Origin of the sequence: Streptomyces sp. P6-2-1 (assembly GCF_050613165.1) — a bacterium.
Classification (GTDB): Bacteria; Actinomycetota; Actinomycetes; order Streptomycetales; family Streptomycetaceae; genus Streptomyces.
In genome coordinates, this window is the sequence record NZ_CP192513.1 from 695,880 (window position 1) to 709,212 (window position 13,333).

Here is a 13,333-nt window from a genome sequence, read left to right on the forward strand (position 1 = left end):
GGCCCACGGCCTTTCGGCGTGCCCGCGCGGGTCAGGGGGTCAGGGGCGGGCGACGGTCCTCGTCGCGCGGCTCCTCGTCGCGCGGCTCCGGGGGCGCGTCCTCGCGGATGACCTCGCCCTGGACGACCTTGCCGTCGGGGCGCTGGGTACGGGCCCGGGTGTACGCGCTGCCGAAGGCGCCGCCCGTGGCCTCGTCGAGCTTGCGCTGCATCGTGCGCTCGACGCGGCGCGAGAGCGCGCCCCGTATGCCGGGGACGAGCAGGACGAGCCCGAGGACGTCCGAGAGCAGTCCGGGGATCATGAGGAGCAGTCCCGCGAGCATGAGGAAGCCGTTGCCCTCGGCGCGGTCCCGCGGGGCCGCGGTGGGCGGCTGCTGGAGAGTCTGGGTGAGCGCGCCGAAGGCACGGCGTCCCGCGCGCTTGACGACCGCGCCGCCGCCGATGATCCCTGCGGCGAGCAGCGCGAGGACCACGAGGCCGCCGGCCGCCTCACCGACGAGGATCAGCAGCCAGATCTCGATCACGATCCAGGCGGCGACCCCGAGGGGGAGCCATCTGCGCAAGCCACTGCGTTTGGCGGGGGGCTGGGGTGTGCTGGTCGTCATACGTCCAGTGTGCCTTCGAATCGGGACGGGAGGGGGACGGGCCCCGCTCGGGACGTCCTCTCGCGCCGCGGTGGCCCCGCGGCCTCCCCCCGCCTCCCGCTCCTCACACGCCGGAGGGGCTGGACTTCGTCCGGCCCAGGACCTTGTCGACACGGGAGGTGACTCCCCAGGCGGTGACGCGCCACAGGGCCTCGGCGACGATGTTGCGGCTCATCTTGCTGTTGCCGAGTGCGCGTTCGACGAAGGTGATGGGGACCTCGACGACGCGGTAGCCGGACTGGACGGCGCGGCGGGCCAGGTCGACCTGGAAGCAGTAGCCCTGGGACTCGACGTTCGCGAGGCCGAGGCCGCGCAGGGTCGCCGCGCGGAAGGCGCGGAAGCCGCCGGTGACGTCGCGCAGCGGGACGTCGAGGAGGAAACGGGAGTACGTGGAGCCGCCGCGCGAGAGCAGTTCGCGGGACTTGGGCCAGTTGACGACGCGGCCGCCCGCGATCCAGCGGGAGCCGAGGACGAGGTCGGCGTCGCGCAGCGCTGTCAGGAGCCTGGGCAGTTCCTCGGGCTGGTGCGAGCCGTCCGCGTCCATCTCGACGAGGACGTCGTAGCCGTGGTCCAGGCCCCAGGCGAAACCGGCGAGGTACGCGGCGCCGAGCCCCTCCTTGCCCTTGCGGTGCAGCACCTCGATGTGGGCGTCGTCCGCGGCCAGCTCGTCGGCGATGGCCCCCGTGCCGTCCGGGCTGTTGTCGTCCGCGACGAGGACGTGCGCCTCGGGCACCGCCTTGCGGACGCGGCCGACGATCGTGCGGAGGTTCTCCGCCTCGTTGTACGTCGGGATGATCACCAGCGCCTCGCCCAGCGGCGGACGCTGTCCGTCCTCGGTACCCGGCAGACCCTCGCCTGCGTTCACTGCTGCCCCTTACGTGCCGATCCGTGCGCGTGACCACCTTAGTTGCCCATACCGGCGGGCGTGGCCACGGCGGCGACACGAGGGGGCGAGGGCGGGATGCGGCAACCACACGTCCGGGCGATGCGCGGGCGAACGCTGACGCGAGGCGTGCGGGAACACTGCGGATGAGGGCCCGGCGCCCTTCGGGCCGGCCAGGGACCCGCTGGCTGCGGATCGACCGTGAACCGTTGTCTACTGAGCTGCCGGGCCCCACCCGGGTCACACCGTCCCCCACGCCGCTGGCGGGGAGGGACCCCTTCCTCGTACGAAGCGTTCCCGTGTCCGGTGGACGCGGATGCTGGACCTGGCTCGCGTGGGGAGGAACTCCGGCGCGTTCCCCCCGTGGCCCAGTCGCGCCCAGCGGATGCGCGGGACGTCGCCGATCGGTTGTCCGGTGGTGGACCCGGCCGAACCTACCCGCAGAGCGCCGGACCCTGTCAACACCCGTGGCCTCGGGCCTCGCGCGGAGTGTCGCGTGATCCCGCAGGTCAGCGGCGAGCTGCGGGGCCGCAGGGTGCCGCCCGGCCCCGCAGACTCGGGGCCGTAGGGGCGCGGGGGCACATCACCCCAGCGGCCGTACGCCCCGCCCCCGGTCCACCCGGACGGCCCCGCCGTGCCCTTCAGGCCCCGGCCCGGAAGACCTCCCGGCCCCCGACGACCGTCACGAGGCACTCGGGGAGCGGGGTGCCCGGGGTCAGGTCGGGCAGGCCAGGAGTGCCCGAGCGCGGATCGGTGGACCAGCGGGCCACGCGGTCGTCGGGGGCCTGCACGACGAGTTCGCCCGTGCGCCAGATCGCGTAGTCGGCGGGGGCGCCGGGGACCAGGGTGCCCGCGTCGTCGCGGCCCGCCGCACGCCAGCCGCCGCGGGTGTGCGCCGTGAAGGCGGCCCGCACCGAGACGCGGTGCCCGGGCGTGTGGTGGAAGGCGGCGGCCCGCACCGTGCCCCAGGGGTCGAGCGGGGTCACCGGGGCGTCCGAGCCGAGGGCGAGCGGGACACCGGCGCGCAGGAGAGCCGCGTAGGGGTTGAGGGTACGGGCCCGTTCGGCGCCGAGCCGCGCGGCGTACATGCCGTCGTCGCCGCCCCACAGCGCGTCGAAGGCCGGCTGCACCGAGGCGGTGAGGCCGAGTTCGGCGAAGGCGGCGATTCCCCCGGCGTCGAGCATCTCGGCGTGCTCGACCCGGTGGCGCAGGGCGCGCACCCGGTCCAGGCCCGTCTTCTTTGCCGCCGCGCGGAAGCCGGCGACGACCGCGCTCAGCGCCGCGTCCCCGATCGCGTGGAAACCGGCCTGGAGCCCGGCCTCCGTGCACGCGGTGACGTGCTCGGCGACGGCCTCGGCGTCGAGGTAGGGGGTGCCGCGGTGGCCGCTCGGCCCGTCCGCGTACGGCGTGTGCAGGCACGCGGTGTGCGAGCCGAGCGCGCCGTCGGCGAAGAGGTCGCCCGCGGCGCCGCGCGCGCCGAGTGCGCGGACGCGCTCCGCGTCCCGCTCCCCCGCGACCGCCTCGGCCCAGTAGCCGACGACGCGCGGGCCGCGCTCCTCGGCGGCGAGGCGCAGCAGCCCCGTGAAGTCCTCCTCGTCGGAGATCTCCGGGCCCCCGCACTCGTGGACCTGCCCGATGCCGCGCGCGGCCGCGTGCGCGAGCGCGGTGCGCTGCGCCTCCTCGCGCAGCGCGGGCGTCACGGCGCCGTAGGCGGCGGCGCGCACGGCGTGGTGCGCGTCGGCGGTGAGCGGGGCATCGGGGTCGTAGCCGCGCAGGCCCGCCGCGTGCGGCACGAGGTCCATGAGCGCGGTGGTGACCTGCGCGGAGTGCACGTCGATGCGCGAGAGGTAGAGCGGGCGGCCGCCCGTGGCACGGTCGAGTTCGGCGCGGGTCGGGGGACGGCCGTCGGGCCAGCGCGCGGCGTCCCAGCCGTGGCCGAGCAGGACGCGGTCGCCGGAGCGGGTACGGGCGTGCGCGGCGACGCGGTCGAGCGCCTCCTCCAGGCTCGTGGCCCCGCTCAGGTCGAGCCCGGTGAGGGCGAGCCCGGTGCCGGTCGCGTGCACGTGCGCGTCCACGAACGCCGGGGTGACGAGGGCGCCTTCGAGGTGGACGACCTCGTCGACGCCGTCGGCGAAGGCGTCCGCCGCGCCCTCGGAGCCGACCCAGGCGACGTGACCGCGTTCGACGACCATCGCGGTCGCGAAGGGATCGGCGGGGCTGTGCACCTCACCGCCGCGGAGCAGGACGGTGGGGGGTGGCGGGGGTGTCGTGCGGTTCATGGGGACAGTGTGGCGCGTGCCCCGGCGAGGGGGCCACGAGGGTGGCGGGGCCTCAGATGTGCGGGGGCCTGGACTCGTACGGGGTGGAGAGGACGACCGTGGTGCGGGTGGAGACGCCGGCGAGGGAGCGGACCCTGGCGAGGAGGTTCTCCAGGTCGTGGGGGCTCTGGACGCGCACCTTCAGGATGTAGTTCTCGTCACCGGCGACGCTGTGGCACGCCTCGATCTCCTCGACGGGGGCGAGGCGGTCGGCGATGTCGTCGGGGGCGGAGGGGTCGAAGGGCTTGACGGAGATGAACGCGGTCATGGCGAGGCCGACGGCCTCGGGGTCGACGACGGCCGCGTACCCGCGGATGACGCCCCGCTGTTCGAGCCTCCGCACGCGCTGGTGCACCGCCGATGTGGACAGGCCCGTGGCCTTGCCCAAATCGGTGTAGCTCATCCGCCCGTCAGCGACGAGTAGCCGCACGATCTGCCGGTCAAGGTCCTCCATGCCGCTGAACCTACCGTCCTGGGCAGGACCTGGACAGGCGCGGGTACGCCGTCTCGCACCGTGGACAGCGCGGGCGCGCGTGCCCCCGCACGCCCCCCGAACGCCTCCTCACCCCCGCTTTCACACCGTCGTGTGACGAAGACCACACCCGGGGAGCCGTGTCCGCACAGGTGTCGCGATTATCGGGCGGGGCCCGGGGGAAGTGCTTGCTGTGGTCGAGGCCGCAGTGCCTTGTCGGCCCACCCGAGGGGGAGAAACCCGAATGCAGAATCCCAAGCGGTCCAGCCGCGCCCGTGCCGCCCGCCGTCAGCTCGCCGAGCCGCCGGCCCCGGAGGGCGTCGAACCCGTCGACGACGAGGAGTTCGACGCGTACGACATCTTCGAGATCTACCGGGTCGTGTGCCCGGACTGCGCCCAGCCGATCGCACTGCTCGCGGACGAGGACGTCCTGCCGGAACACGCGCTGTGCGCCTCGCCGTGGAACCCCTTCGGCCTCACCGTCTGCCCCGGTACGGGACGCGCGGCCGCGAGTGCCCGCCCGGCCGACGAGGGCGGTGCCGACGAGCAAGAGATCGGCGTGCTCCTGACGCTCCCGCAGGGCCTGGACTGGCGTACCCAGCCCTTCTCGCACGTCGGCGGCCCCGGCTCGCGCCCCATCAAGGCGCCCCGCCGCCCGCTGCGCACGTACCACCGGGCCGCCTGAGCCCGTCCGCACGCCGTACACCCCGCATCCCCACGCGCTTCGCGCTCCGGCCCCGGCGCCGCACCGCCGGGGCACGAGATCCTGCCCGGGGCACCCGCCGGGTTCCCCGGGCACGGCCAGAACACATGCGCGAACCGACACCCCGGTGACTGGTCCGCGCGCCCCGCGTTGGGCCGGGCATGACGTCCCCTCACCCGCCCCTGGAACAGCCCACCGGGCGGCGCCGTCAGCCGGAGGCGCCGACCCACGGCTACGCGCTGCTCGCCCCGCCGCGCGAGAGCGCGAGACCCCGTGCCGCCGAGGCCCTGCCCTCGCGCGCGGATGCCCCGCGCCCCCCGCGCCCCGGCGCCTGGGTACGCGCGGACGCGGCGCGGCCCAGCCGTGAAGAATCGGTTCGGCAGGACACGTACCCGCAGCACCCGCCCCGGCACGGCGGCCTCAGGCCCCCGTCGAACGCCGCGCACGCGGGCGCGGCCGAGAGCCCCGACCCGCCCATCTACCGTGCCCTGCTCGCCCACTGGGCGGAGCGCGGAGCGACGCTGCCGCTGCGCGGGGACCCCGAGTGGGACCGCCTCGCCGCCCCGCCGGTGCCCTGGTTCAGCGGCCCTCGGGACCGAGCAGGTGGCGGCCGATGACCATGCGCTGCACCTGATTGGTGCCCTCGACGATCTGGAGCACCTTCGCCTCGCGCAGGTAGCGCTCGACGGGGAAGTCGCTCGTGTAGCCGTAGCCCCCGAAGACCTGCACGGCGTCGGTGGCGACCTTCATGGCGTTGTCGGTGCAGAGCAGCTTCGCCATCGCCGCCTGCCGCGCGTAGGGCAGCCCCGCGTCCTTGCGGCGCGCGGCGGCCAGGTAGAGGGCACGCCCGGCCTCGACGGCGGTGGCCATGTCGGCGAGCAGGAAGCGCAGGCCCTGGAAGTCACCGATCGCGCGGCCGAACTGGCGCCGCTCGGCGGCCCAGTCGAGCGCCGCGTCGAGCGCCGCCTGGGCGAGCCCGACCGCGCAGGCCGCGATGCCGAGGCGGCCCGCGTCGAGGGCGTCGAGCGCGAGCGAGAAGCCCTCGCCCTCCGCGCCGATGCGGCGCTCGTCGCCCACCCGTACGCCGTCGAAGTGGAGCTGAGCGGTCGGGGAGCCCTTGAGGCCCATCTTCCGCTCCGGCGGGGCCGCGCTCAGTCCGGGCGCGTCGGCGGGGACGAGGTAGGCGGTGACCCCCTTGGCGCCGGGGCCGCCGCTGCGCGCGAGGACGGTGCAGAAGTCGGAGACGCCGCCGTGCGTGATCCACGACTTGGTCCCCGTCAGGACCCAGTCCCCGCCCTCGCGTACGGCCTTCGTGCTGAGCGCGGCGGCGTCGGAGCCCGCGGTGGGCTCCGAGAGGCAGTACGAGCCGAGCAGGCCGCCGCCGAGCATGCCGGGGAGCCAGGCGGCGCGCTGCTCCTTCGTGCCGTGGAGCGCGAGGGCGTGACAGGACAGGACGTGCACGCTGACGCCTACGCCGACGGTGAGGCGGGCGGCGGCGAGTTCTTCGAGCGCCTGGAGGTAGACCGTGTAGGGCTGCTCGCCGCCGCCGTACTCGGCGGGGTAGGGCAGGCCGAGGAGTCCCGCTTCGGACAGGAGGCGGAAGACCGCACGGGGGAAGGTGCCGCTCTCCTCCTCGGCCGCGGCGTGCGGGGCGATCTCCTTGCGCGCGAGGTCGCGCACGAGGGCGATCAGGTCCCTGGACTCCTCCGTGGGCAGGTCCCGTTCCACGGACCGCCGGATGTCTGCGGGCATGCGTGTCATCCCTCCCTGTGGGGCGCGGGCAGCGCTCACCAGGGGTGGAGGCGGCGCTGCCTCGTGGGTGCCCGGGCCGGGCGCGCAGCTCCGGGTCTCGGAGGGGCGCGTCCCCGCCGGTGGAACCGGGCGGGGCGGGGCCGGGCGCTGGCAGTATGCCGGAAGAATCGCCGCACGTCACGGGTTCACGGGACATGACGGAACCCCCGTACGGGCGGAGGTGGTTCGGTGCCCGTACAGGGGTTCCTTGCCACGACTCGGCGCGTCCCTCGCGGGGCTCGGCGACCGCGTCGCGCGCCTCCTTCGTGGCAGCGGCCTCTCCCCGGGCGGGTCGTTCCGCCCAGCGGCGGGAAGGGGCCGGGGCGCCCGCCCTCCAGGACGGCCGTGTCCTCTCGCGCGGCGGCGCGGTTGCGGCAGCGCGTCCCACGCAGGCGCGGTTGCGGCAGCGCGTCCGCGCTCCAGCCCACCCCCTCGTGGTCGCCGTCGCCCAGGGTCATGGCGGCCTCTTCCCCTGAGGTCTCGCACGCCGCCCGCGCGCGGGCCTCGGTCAGCCCCCGTGCGGCCTCGCGCTCCGACCGGGGGCTGCGGCGTCCCGCCCGCGACGGGGCGCGGGGCGGGAGTCAGGGGGCCTCGCGGCGGAGCGCGCGGGACCAGGCGGCCTGCTCGGCGCTGTCACGCGGGCATATCAGGTGACGGGTGGCGGAGCGGAGGGGCGTGCGGCGGAGAGGCGTGCGGCGGAGAGGGAATCGCGGAGTATCGGCTCCGTCTCCTCGCCGGGCCGGATCATCTCGCCGCGACGCTCACACGTGCTGGTCTTCGCGGGGCACCTCTTCCTGGTCGCGGGCGCGGCGCCGGGCGGATCGCCAGGCCCGGTACAGAGCGGCGGCCTCGGGACAGCCTTCGTCGCGGCTCCGGCAGCGGGGGCACTCGGCCGCGTGACCGTTGACGGCGGCGACCGCGGCACGTTCGGTCATCGCTCCTCCGTGCGGGGCGTGAGCGGGTACGACTCGCGGCAGCGGGGACAGGCGTGAAGGCACCCGCCCCTGCCCGGCCCGGACGTGGGCTCGACGCTCCGGACGAGCGTCGGCCCCTCGGCGAGGCCGCGGTGCCCCGCGCACCAGCCGATCGAGCGGGGAGCCTCTCCGGTCCCGGTCACTGCCCCTCCCGTCCGTGGCAGGAGCGGCAGGAGCGGGGGAACCAGGCGGTACCGGTGGCACTGGCGGGGCGAGCCCCGAGATCGACGTCGTCGATGCCGGGCTGGAGCGCGGCGCCGCACCAGATACAGGCGGCGCCGCGCCGCTGTTCGGCCGTGAGGTGACGCGGCGCTGGTAGCTCGCGCGACGGTTTCGTCTTCATCTCATGCCCCGTTCTCCGGCGTGATGTGCACTCACATCGTCGTGGGGCGTGAGGTGCGCAACACTCACAAATCCGTGAGTGTGCGAATGCTAGAGGCCGATCCAGGTCGCCATGTGGGTGAGGGACTCCGGCGTGCGGCGCGTGGTGTGGAGCAGTCCGGTGACGGCCTGACGGGTGTGCGGGTGGTAGCGGGTCTGCTCGGGCGCTGCTCGGCGGGCTTCGGCGAGGTGGCGGAGCGCGGCGTCGGAGCGGCCGGTCTCCATCTCGGCGACGGCCATGTCCACGAGGAACCGGGCCCGCCGCGAGGTCAACGTCGCGGGTGGGAGCTTCATCGAGCGGCCCTGGCGAAGGGCGTCGTCGTAGCGGCGCATGGTGATGTACGCGCCCATCTCGTGCAGGTCCGCGTTGACGCGCCCGAAGGACAGCCAGTGCACCTCGCGCGCTTCCCCGCCCACGCGGTCGGCGAGGACGCGGGCCGCGGCGATGTGTTCGGCGACGGCGGCGCCGTCGTCGTGGCGGGCCGCGACCGCGGCAGCGCCGAGGTGGAGTTGTCCGGCGACGGCGATCTCCTCGCGCGTCGCGGGCTCCCCGAGCAGGCCGTGGCCCGCGGCGACGAGGCGCCGTCCCAGGCTGCGGCCCGAACGCTGGTGCACGAGGGCCCGCTTGTACTGGCGGATCGCGGCCAGGCACGGGTCGGAGGCGCGCTCGGCGGCCCAGCCCATGCGGTCGAGAGCGATCCCCGCGAGGTCAAGATGGCCGACCTTGAGGGCGACGTCATGGGCGCTGCGGTACGCGGACGCGAGGGCCCGCCAGGTCTCCGTGCTCGGGGCGGTCTGCGCGGTCCGGGTGAGGTCGGCGATCAGCTCGGGCAGCGCGGACGCGGCGGCACGCAGGTGCGTGGCGCGTACCTGCCGACACAGGCGGTCCGCGTCCGCGACGAGGACGCGGAGGGGGCGCCGGGCGGCGCCGTCCGGCGCGAGGTCGTCGAGGTCGTAGAGGTCGTAGAGGTCGAGAGCCTCGCGGATCGGGTGCATGATCGCGGCGAGGCGATCAGCTTGGGCAGAGGTCACGCGGGCGGGCTCCGTAAGGAGGGTGGGGTCAATGCCCAGCGCTTCGGCGACAGCATGTACCAGGCCATCGCTCGCGGGCCTGGCCCCGCACTCGACTTGGTTGAGCAGGCTGTAGGAATACGCGATGCGTGCGGCCAACTCCTTCTGCGTGAGTCGGGCAAGCTTGCGCTGTTCCGCGATACGGGACCCTGTGGCGTCGTCAGCGGATAGGGGCATACTGGTACCTCACGTTCCTGACTCGACACCTGGAACGGTATCGCGCAACGCTCGCGCGGAGCTTCAACCGCCCCTAGCCCGCACCGGGTTGGGGGCGGTTGCATGTTCGAGCGCGCGCACGATGGGATGAACGGATGACGACCCTCTACCTGCTCGGCTCAGCCGCCCCGCCCGTGCTCGACATCGTGCCGGTCATCAAGGAGGCGCAGAGCGTGGGCTATGACGTGTGTCTCGGCCTGACCCCGGCGGCGGCCCGCTGGCTGGAGCCGCGGTTGCCCGAGCTGGAGCGGGTGACCGGGCACTTGGTGCGCTCGGAGTACAAGCACCCTGGGGCTGCGGACGCATGGCCGCGTGCCGACGCCGCGCTCTTCGCACCCGCGACGTTCAACTCGATCAACGCTTGGGCGCTCGGGCTCACGAACAGCTTCGTCGTGGGCTTCGCGGCCGAGGCGATCGGGAAAGGCATCCCGCTCGTGGCGATGCCGTGCGTGAACGCGGCCTACGCCCAGCACCGAGCGCTCGACCGGAGCGTGGCGGAGCTGCGCGCGATGGACGTGCGGGTGCTGTACGGCGAGGGCGGCTTCGTGCCGAACCCGTCGGGCGAGCGGCACCCGTATCCGTGGCATCTCGCGCTGGGGGCGGTCCGCGAGGTGGCGCCCCCTCGCGCGTAACCCGCGCGCGCGGATCTCCCCGATGGCTCGCTGAAACTCCGGCCCGCCGACGACGAGCACGCGTGTCTCTCCGGCCTCGGGGGAGGAGCCCGACGCGCGGCGGCGGGTGTGGTTCGCTGCGGTGGCCGAGGTGCGGGCGGCGGTGACCGGGCGGCGCGCGAGGAGGGGGCGAACCGGTGCTCGGGTGGGCTGGGGGTCTGGTGCCGCGCCGCCGTCGGGGTCCGGTCCGAAGACCTCACCGGCGGCGCGGCGAGGAGGCGCCAGGCGCCGGGGGCGCCCTCGCGCTCGCGCACCGCTCCGGCTCCTGGCGGGCCGACGTCGACGCCGCGCTCACCGCCCGCTGAACGACGCAAGGCCCCGCCCGCCTGCCGGATCTTCTCGGGAGGGGCCCCGCGTCGCGGTCAGCGAACGCCCACGGCAGCCAACGCACGCCGCTGAGCCGGTGATACGTCCGCGGGGAAGTAGAGGTAGCAGACGCCTCCCGTGCCGCTCGCTTCGGCGCCCGTCGCGGTCTTGCGCTTGGTGCGGAGCCAGATGGTCTCCCACTCGGCGCGCCGGTAGACGCGGCGCACGGCCGGGTCGTTCGGGGATGCGGGGTCGTTGGCGATGACGTCGCCTTCGGCGGTGAAGCCGATGACCGTCATGAGATGGCCCGACGTGCCGTAGCCGGCGCCGGTCAGCTCGCTCTCCAGGAAGGACTGCGAGGTGATGACGGGGATACCGGCCGCGATGAGCGTCTCGACGTCGGCGAGCGAGCCGAGGCGGGTCACGACGCCCTGGAGGCCGGGGTACGTCGCGGCGTAGGCGGCGTTGAAGGGCCAGTTGCCGCAGCCGTCGTACTGGTAGTCGAAGGTCTGCCGGGCCGCGTGGCACACCTGCGGGTCGGCGTAGGAGGGGTCGACCCAGGAGAGCTGCTCGGCGCTGGGCTCGCGGCCCCAGTACTCGATGATCATCTGTGAGGAGGTGGGGCTGCACCAGGCCTCGCCGCCGTTGTCGTACTGCGGGTACTGCCCGGCGTGGATCTCCTGGGAGTAGCGCGGCACGGGGAGTTCGGCCGCGAGCCCGGGCGTGGAGGCGGGCACGGTGTAGCGGTCGGGGACGTCCGAGCCCATCGCGCCGAGCCGCCACACGGTGGGGGCGGGGCGGGTGCCGGGGCGGCGGTAGAGGGTCAGGCGCAGGCGGTACGAGGTGAGGCGGAGCCCGGACGCCGCGTCGTCGACGGCGAGGGTGTCGGTCCACACACTGCTGCGGCCGTCGCCCTGGTCGTCCACGGAGGTGCGGCGGATGTCCTGCTCGGGGTCGTCCCCCGCGGTCCAGCGGCCCATGACGTACCAGGGGGTCTCGGTGCCGTCCGTGTACGTGCCCGAGAGTTCCACCTCGATCCAGGTGCCGGTGGGCGTGTGGGCGTTCCAGGAGGCGATGACCTCGGTCGCGGGGACCGTGAGGCGGTGGCGCGGCGAGGTCCAGCGCGCGTACTCGTAGCGGGTCGTGGTCTCCCGGTGCGGATCGGCGTAGTCGCGCTCCCCGATGGCGTGCGCGAGCGTGACGCCCGCGCGGCGCCCGGCGAGGACGCGGACGCCCTCGGCGCGGCCCGCGCGCCAGTCGGCGGCGCTCGTGAAGCCGTGGTACTCCGCCGTTCTCGCGGGGGCGGAGTGGTGGCCGCCGCCGGGGCGGGGGCCCGCGAGCGCGGGGCCCGCGGCGGCCGCGCCCGCGGCGACGGCGACGGCTGCGGTGAGGACGGTGCGACGCGATGTGGAGCCGGTCATGGGCGGGGGTCCCCCATCTCTCTGGGTCCATCGGTGTGGGTCGGTACGGCCGCCGTCCGGGCACGGTGCTGGGGAAGACCCGGAAGGACAGGTGCACGTCAGGGGCCACTATCACCCCCGGGGACCTTCGGGACCAGCTTTTCCGGGGCCGGTGCGGGCACCAATATTGGCCTGGACCTCTGAGAGGTACGGGGCTGCTCCGGGCGGCGGAACGGACGGGGCCCGCACGAGGGAGCCCGGAGGGGGGCACGGGGCTCGCGCGAGGGAGCCCGGACGGGTGCGCGGGGGCCCGCGCGAGGAAGCCTGGGGGGATGCACGGGGGCCTGCTGCGAGCAGGGGGCGGAGTCCGTGCGCCCCCGGCGCGCGCTCCCCGTAGGCTTGCCGCCGTGAACGCCCAGGACGAGACGGCGACGCCGTCCGACCCCACGTCCCCGGCCCCGAGCGGCCCCTGCGGTCCCGGCGGCGCCGTCAGCGCGGCGGTGCTCGCTGAGCGCCTGCACGGCCTCGCCCCGTCCTGCGGCCCGGTGCGGCTCGTCGGGATCGACGGGCACGCGGGCTCGGGCAAGTCGACGCTCGCGCTCCGGCTCTCGGCGGCCCTCGGCGGGGCGCCCGTCCTGCGCCTGGACGACTTCGCCTCGCACGACCGCCTCTTCGGCTGGACCGGGCGCTTCGCCGCGCAGGTGCTCGAACCCTTCGCGCGCGGCGAGTCGGCCGTCTTCCGACCGTACGACTGGGTCGCGCGCCGCCCGGGCCGCACCCGTACAGCGGCGCCCGCGCCCGTCGTGCTCGTCGAGGGCGTCGGGGCCGGCCGGCGGGCGCTGCGGCCGTGGCTGTCGCTGCTGTGGTGGATGGATCTGGCCAGTGGGGCGGCCTGGGAACGCGGGCGCGAAAGGGACGGTCCTGACCTCGCGGACTTCTGGGACGGCTGGGAACGGGCCGAGGCGGAGCACTTTCGCGCCGATCCCTCCCGTCCCTTCGCGGACGCGCTGGTTCGGCAGTGCGGCGAGGGGTACGTGCTGCGGAAGTGAGCGGGCGCGGGGCACGCGACCCCCGCTTCGGTGACGGAGAGTCAACTCCCGCCGACGAAGCGGAAAGAAGCCGAAAGCAGTCCCCGTCACTTCCCCGGCGCGTCTTGACCCGGGGCCCGCACTGGTCTTACGTTCACGGTGTGCGGCCCGGCGGGCCGCACACCAGACGCGAAGCCCCCGGTTGTTCCCCCGTGACCGGGGGCTTCGTTCTGTCCCGCACCCCCCGGTTTGGCCCTACTTGACGCATTCGTTCACTCACAGCGAGTGACTGCCCGCGGCCGCCTCCCCGTGCGCCCCGTGCGCCCGGCGCTGCCTCCGCGACGCCTGCGGCACCCTTCGGCCGGGCACGTCCCCGCAGGTACGATGCCGCAGTGCGGCCCGTCCCCTGGCGGGCTGCATCCGCACGGGGGAGCAAGAGCCGCTCGCGGCGCGGCGGTTCGGCCGCGCGGCCGACG

The 13,333-nt window shown here is 75.0% G+C and carries 13 protein-coding genes; 4 read left to right on the plus strand and 9 right to left on the minus strand.

Annotated features, from left to right (window positions below; all coding sequences use genetic code 11):
* Positions 1 to 31 precede the first annotated feature (31 nt).
* From fxsA to ACQYWQ_RS03100, 4 genes are all read right to left on the minus strand, one after another.
* The gene (gene fxsA / locus ACQYWQ_RS03085) at positions 32 to 604 is read right to left on the minus strand and encodes an FxsA family membrane protein (RefSeq protein WP_431032324.1); all 573 of its coding nucleotides are present in this window, start codon (positions 602 to 604) and stop codon (positions 32 to 34) included.
* A 103-nt stretch (positions 605 to 707) separates the two neighbouring features.
* Entirely contained in the window at positions 708 to 1,508 is an 801-nt protein-coding gene (locus tag ACQYWQ_RS03090) for a polyprenol monophosphomannose synthase (protein WP_431032325.1), read from the minus strand.
* A 659-nt stretch (positions 1,509 to 2,167) separates the two neighbouring features.
* Positions 2,168 to 3,805, minus strand: a complete 1,638-nt coding sequence (locus tag ACQYWQ_RS03095; protein ID WP_431032326.1) for an amidohydrolase — start codon at positions 3,803 to 3,805, stop codon at positions 2,168 to 2,170.
* A gap of 52 nt (positions 3,806 to 3,857) precedes the next feature.
* On the minus strand, positions 3,858 to 4,298 hold the full coding sequence (locus ACQYWQ_RS03100; protein WP_431032327.1) for an Lrp/AsnC family transcriptional regulator: 441 nt from the start codon (positions 4,296 to 4,298) through the stop codon (positions 3,858 to 3,860).
* 262 nt (positions 4,299 to 4,560) lie between these two features.
* On the opposite strand from ACQYWQ_RS03100, the gene ACQYWQ_RS03105 reads away from it, so the two are divergent.
* Both ACQYWQ_RS03105 and ACQYWQ_RS03110 read left to right on the plus strand, forming a co-directional pair.
* Positions 4,561 to 5,001, plus strand: coding sequence for a hypothetical protein (locus ACQYWQ_RS03105; protein WP_431032328.1), 441 nt, complete (start codon positions 4,561 to 4,563; stop codon positions 4,999 to 5,001).
* A gap of 179 nt (positions 5,002 to 5,180) precedes the next feature.
* Positions 5,181 to 5,636, plus strand: coding sequence for a hypothetical protein (locus tag ACQYWQ_RS03110; protein WP_431032329.1), 456 nt, complete (start codon positions 5,181 to 5,183; stop codon positions 5,634 to 5,636).
* Here ACQYWQ_RS03110 and ACQYWQ_RS03115 read toward each other — a convergent pair.
* From ACQYWQ_RS03115 to ACQYWQ_RS03130, 4 genes are all read right to left on the minus strand, one after another.
* Positions 5,599 to 6,771, minus strand: a complete 1,173-nt coding sequence (locus ACQYWQ_RS03115) for an acyl-CoA dehydrogenase family protein (RefSeq protein ID WP_431032330.1) — start codon at positions 6,769 to 6,771, stop codon at positions 5,599 to 5,601. The two genes, ACQYWQ_RS03110 and ACQYWQ_RS03115, sit on opposite strands and share 38 nt — an antisense overlap.
* Before the next feature lie 800 nt (positions 6,772 to 7,571).
* Entirely contained in the window at positions 7,572 to 7,745 is a 174-nt protein-coding gene (locus ACQYWQ_RS03120) for a hypothetical protein (RefSeq protein WP_431032331.1), read from the minus strand.
* A gap of 178 nt (positions 7,746 to 7,923) precedes the next feature.
* A complete protein-coding gene (locus tag ACQYWQ_RS03125) occupies positions 7,924 to 8,127 on the minus strand; it encodes a hypothetical protein (protein ID WP_431032332.1) in 204 nt (67 codons plus the stop codon).
* Positions 8,128 to 8,216: 89 nt separating this feature from the next.
* Positions 8,217 to 9,413: a helix-turn-helix domain-containing protein gene (locus tag ACQYWQ_RS03130; protein ID WP_431032333.1), complete on the minus strand. Its 1,197-nt coding sequence runs from the start codon at positions 9,411 to 9,413 to the stop codon at positions 8,217 to 8,219.
* 134 nt (positions 9,414 to 9,547) lie between these two features.
* On the opposite strand from ACQYWQ_RS03130, the gene ACQYWQ_RS03135 reads away from it, so the two are divergent.
* Positions 9,548 to 10,084, plus strand: coding sequence for a flavoprotein (locus ACQYWQ_RS03135; protein WP_431032334.1), 537 nt, complete (start codon positions 9,548 to 9,550; stop codon positions 10,082 to 10,084).
* A gap of 401 nt (positions 10,085 to 10,485) precedes the next feature.
* Here the strand turns inward: ACQYWQ_RS03135 and ACQYWQ_RS03140 are convergent, their stop codons facing one another.
* Entirely contained in the window at positions 10,486 to 11,850 is a 1,365-nt protein-coding gene (locus tag ACQYWQ_RS03140; RefSeq protein ID WP_431032335.1) for a peptidase C39 family protein, read from the minus strand.
* 479 nt (positions 11,851 to 12,329) lie between these two features.
* Here ACQYWQ_RS03140 and ACQYWQ_RS03145 point away from each other — a divergent pair, with 479 nt between their 5' ends.
* Positions 12,330 to 12,878: a uridine kinase family protein gene (locus tag ACQYWQ_RS03145; RefSeq protein WP_431039047.1), complete on the plus strand. Its 549-nt coding sequence runs from the start codon at positions 12,330 to 12,332 to the stop codon at positions 12,876 to 12,878.
* Positions 12,879 to 13,333 lie beyond the last annotated feature (455 nt).

Coding starts and splice junctions, on each gene's coding strand:
- fxsA (WP_431032324.1), bottom strand. CDS start 604: ATGACGACCAGCACACCCCAGCCCCCCGCCAAACGCAGTGGCTTGCGC.
- ACQYWQ_RS03095 (WP_431032326.1), bottom strand. CDS start 3,805: ATGAACCGCACGACACCCCCGCCACCCCCCACCGTCCTGCTCCGCGGC.
- ACQYWQ_RS03100 (WP_431032327.1), bottom strand. CDS start 4,298: ATGGAGGACCTTGACCGGCAGATCGTGCGGCTACTCGTCGCTGACGGG.
- ACQYWQ_RS03105 (WP_431032328.1), top strand. CDS start 4,561: ATGCAGAATCCCAAGCGGTCCAGCCGCGCCCGTGCCGCCCGCCGTCAG.
- ACQYWQ_RS03110 (WP_431032329.1), top strand. CDS start 5,181: ATGACGTCCCCTCACCCGCCCCTGGAACAGCCCACCGGGCGGCGCCGT.
- ACQYWQ_RS03115 (WP_431032330.1), bottom strand. CDS start 6,771: ATGCCCGCAGACATCCGGCGGTCCGTGGAACGGGACCTGCCCACGGAG.
- ACQYWQ_RS03120 (WP_431032331.1), bottom strand. CDS start 7,745: ATGACCGAACGTGCCGCGGTCGCCGCCGTCAACGGTCACGCGGCCGAG.
- ACQYWQ_RS03125 (WP_431032332.1), bottom strand. CDS start 8,127: ATGAAGACGAAACCGTCGCGCGAGCTACCAGCGCCGCGTCACCTCACG.
- ACQYWQ_RS03130 (WP_431032333.1), bottom strand. CDS start 9,413: ATGCCCCTATCCGCTGACGACGCCACAGGGTCCCGTATCGCGGAACAG.
- ACQYWQ_RS03135 (WP_431032334.1), top strand. CDS start 9,548: ATGACGACCCTCTACCTGCTCGGCTCAGCCGCCCCGCCCGTGCTCGAC.
- ACQYWQ_RS03140 (WP_431032335.1), bottom strand. CDS start 11,850: ATGACCGGCTCCACATCGCGTCGCACCGTCCTCACCGCAGCCGTCGCC.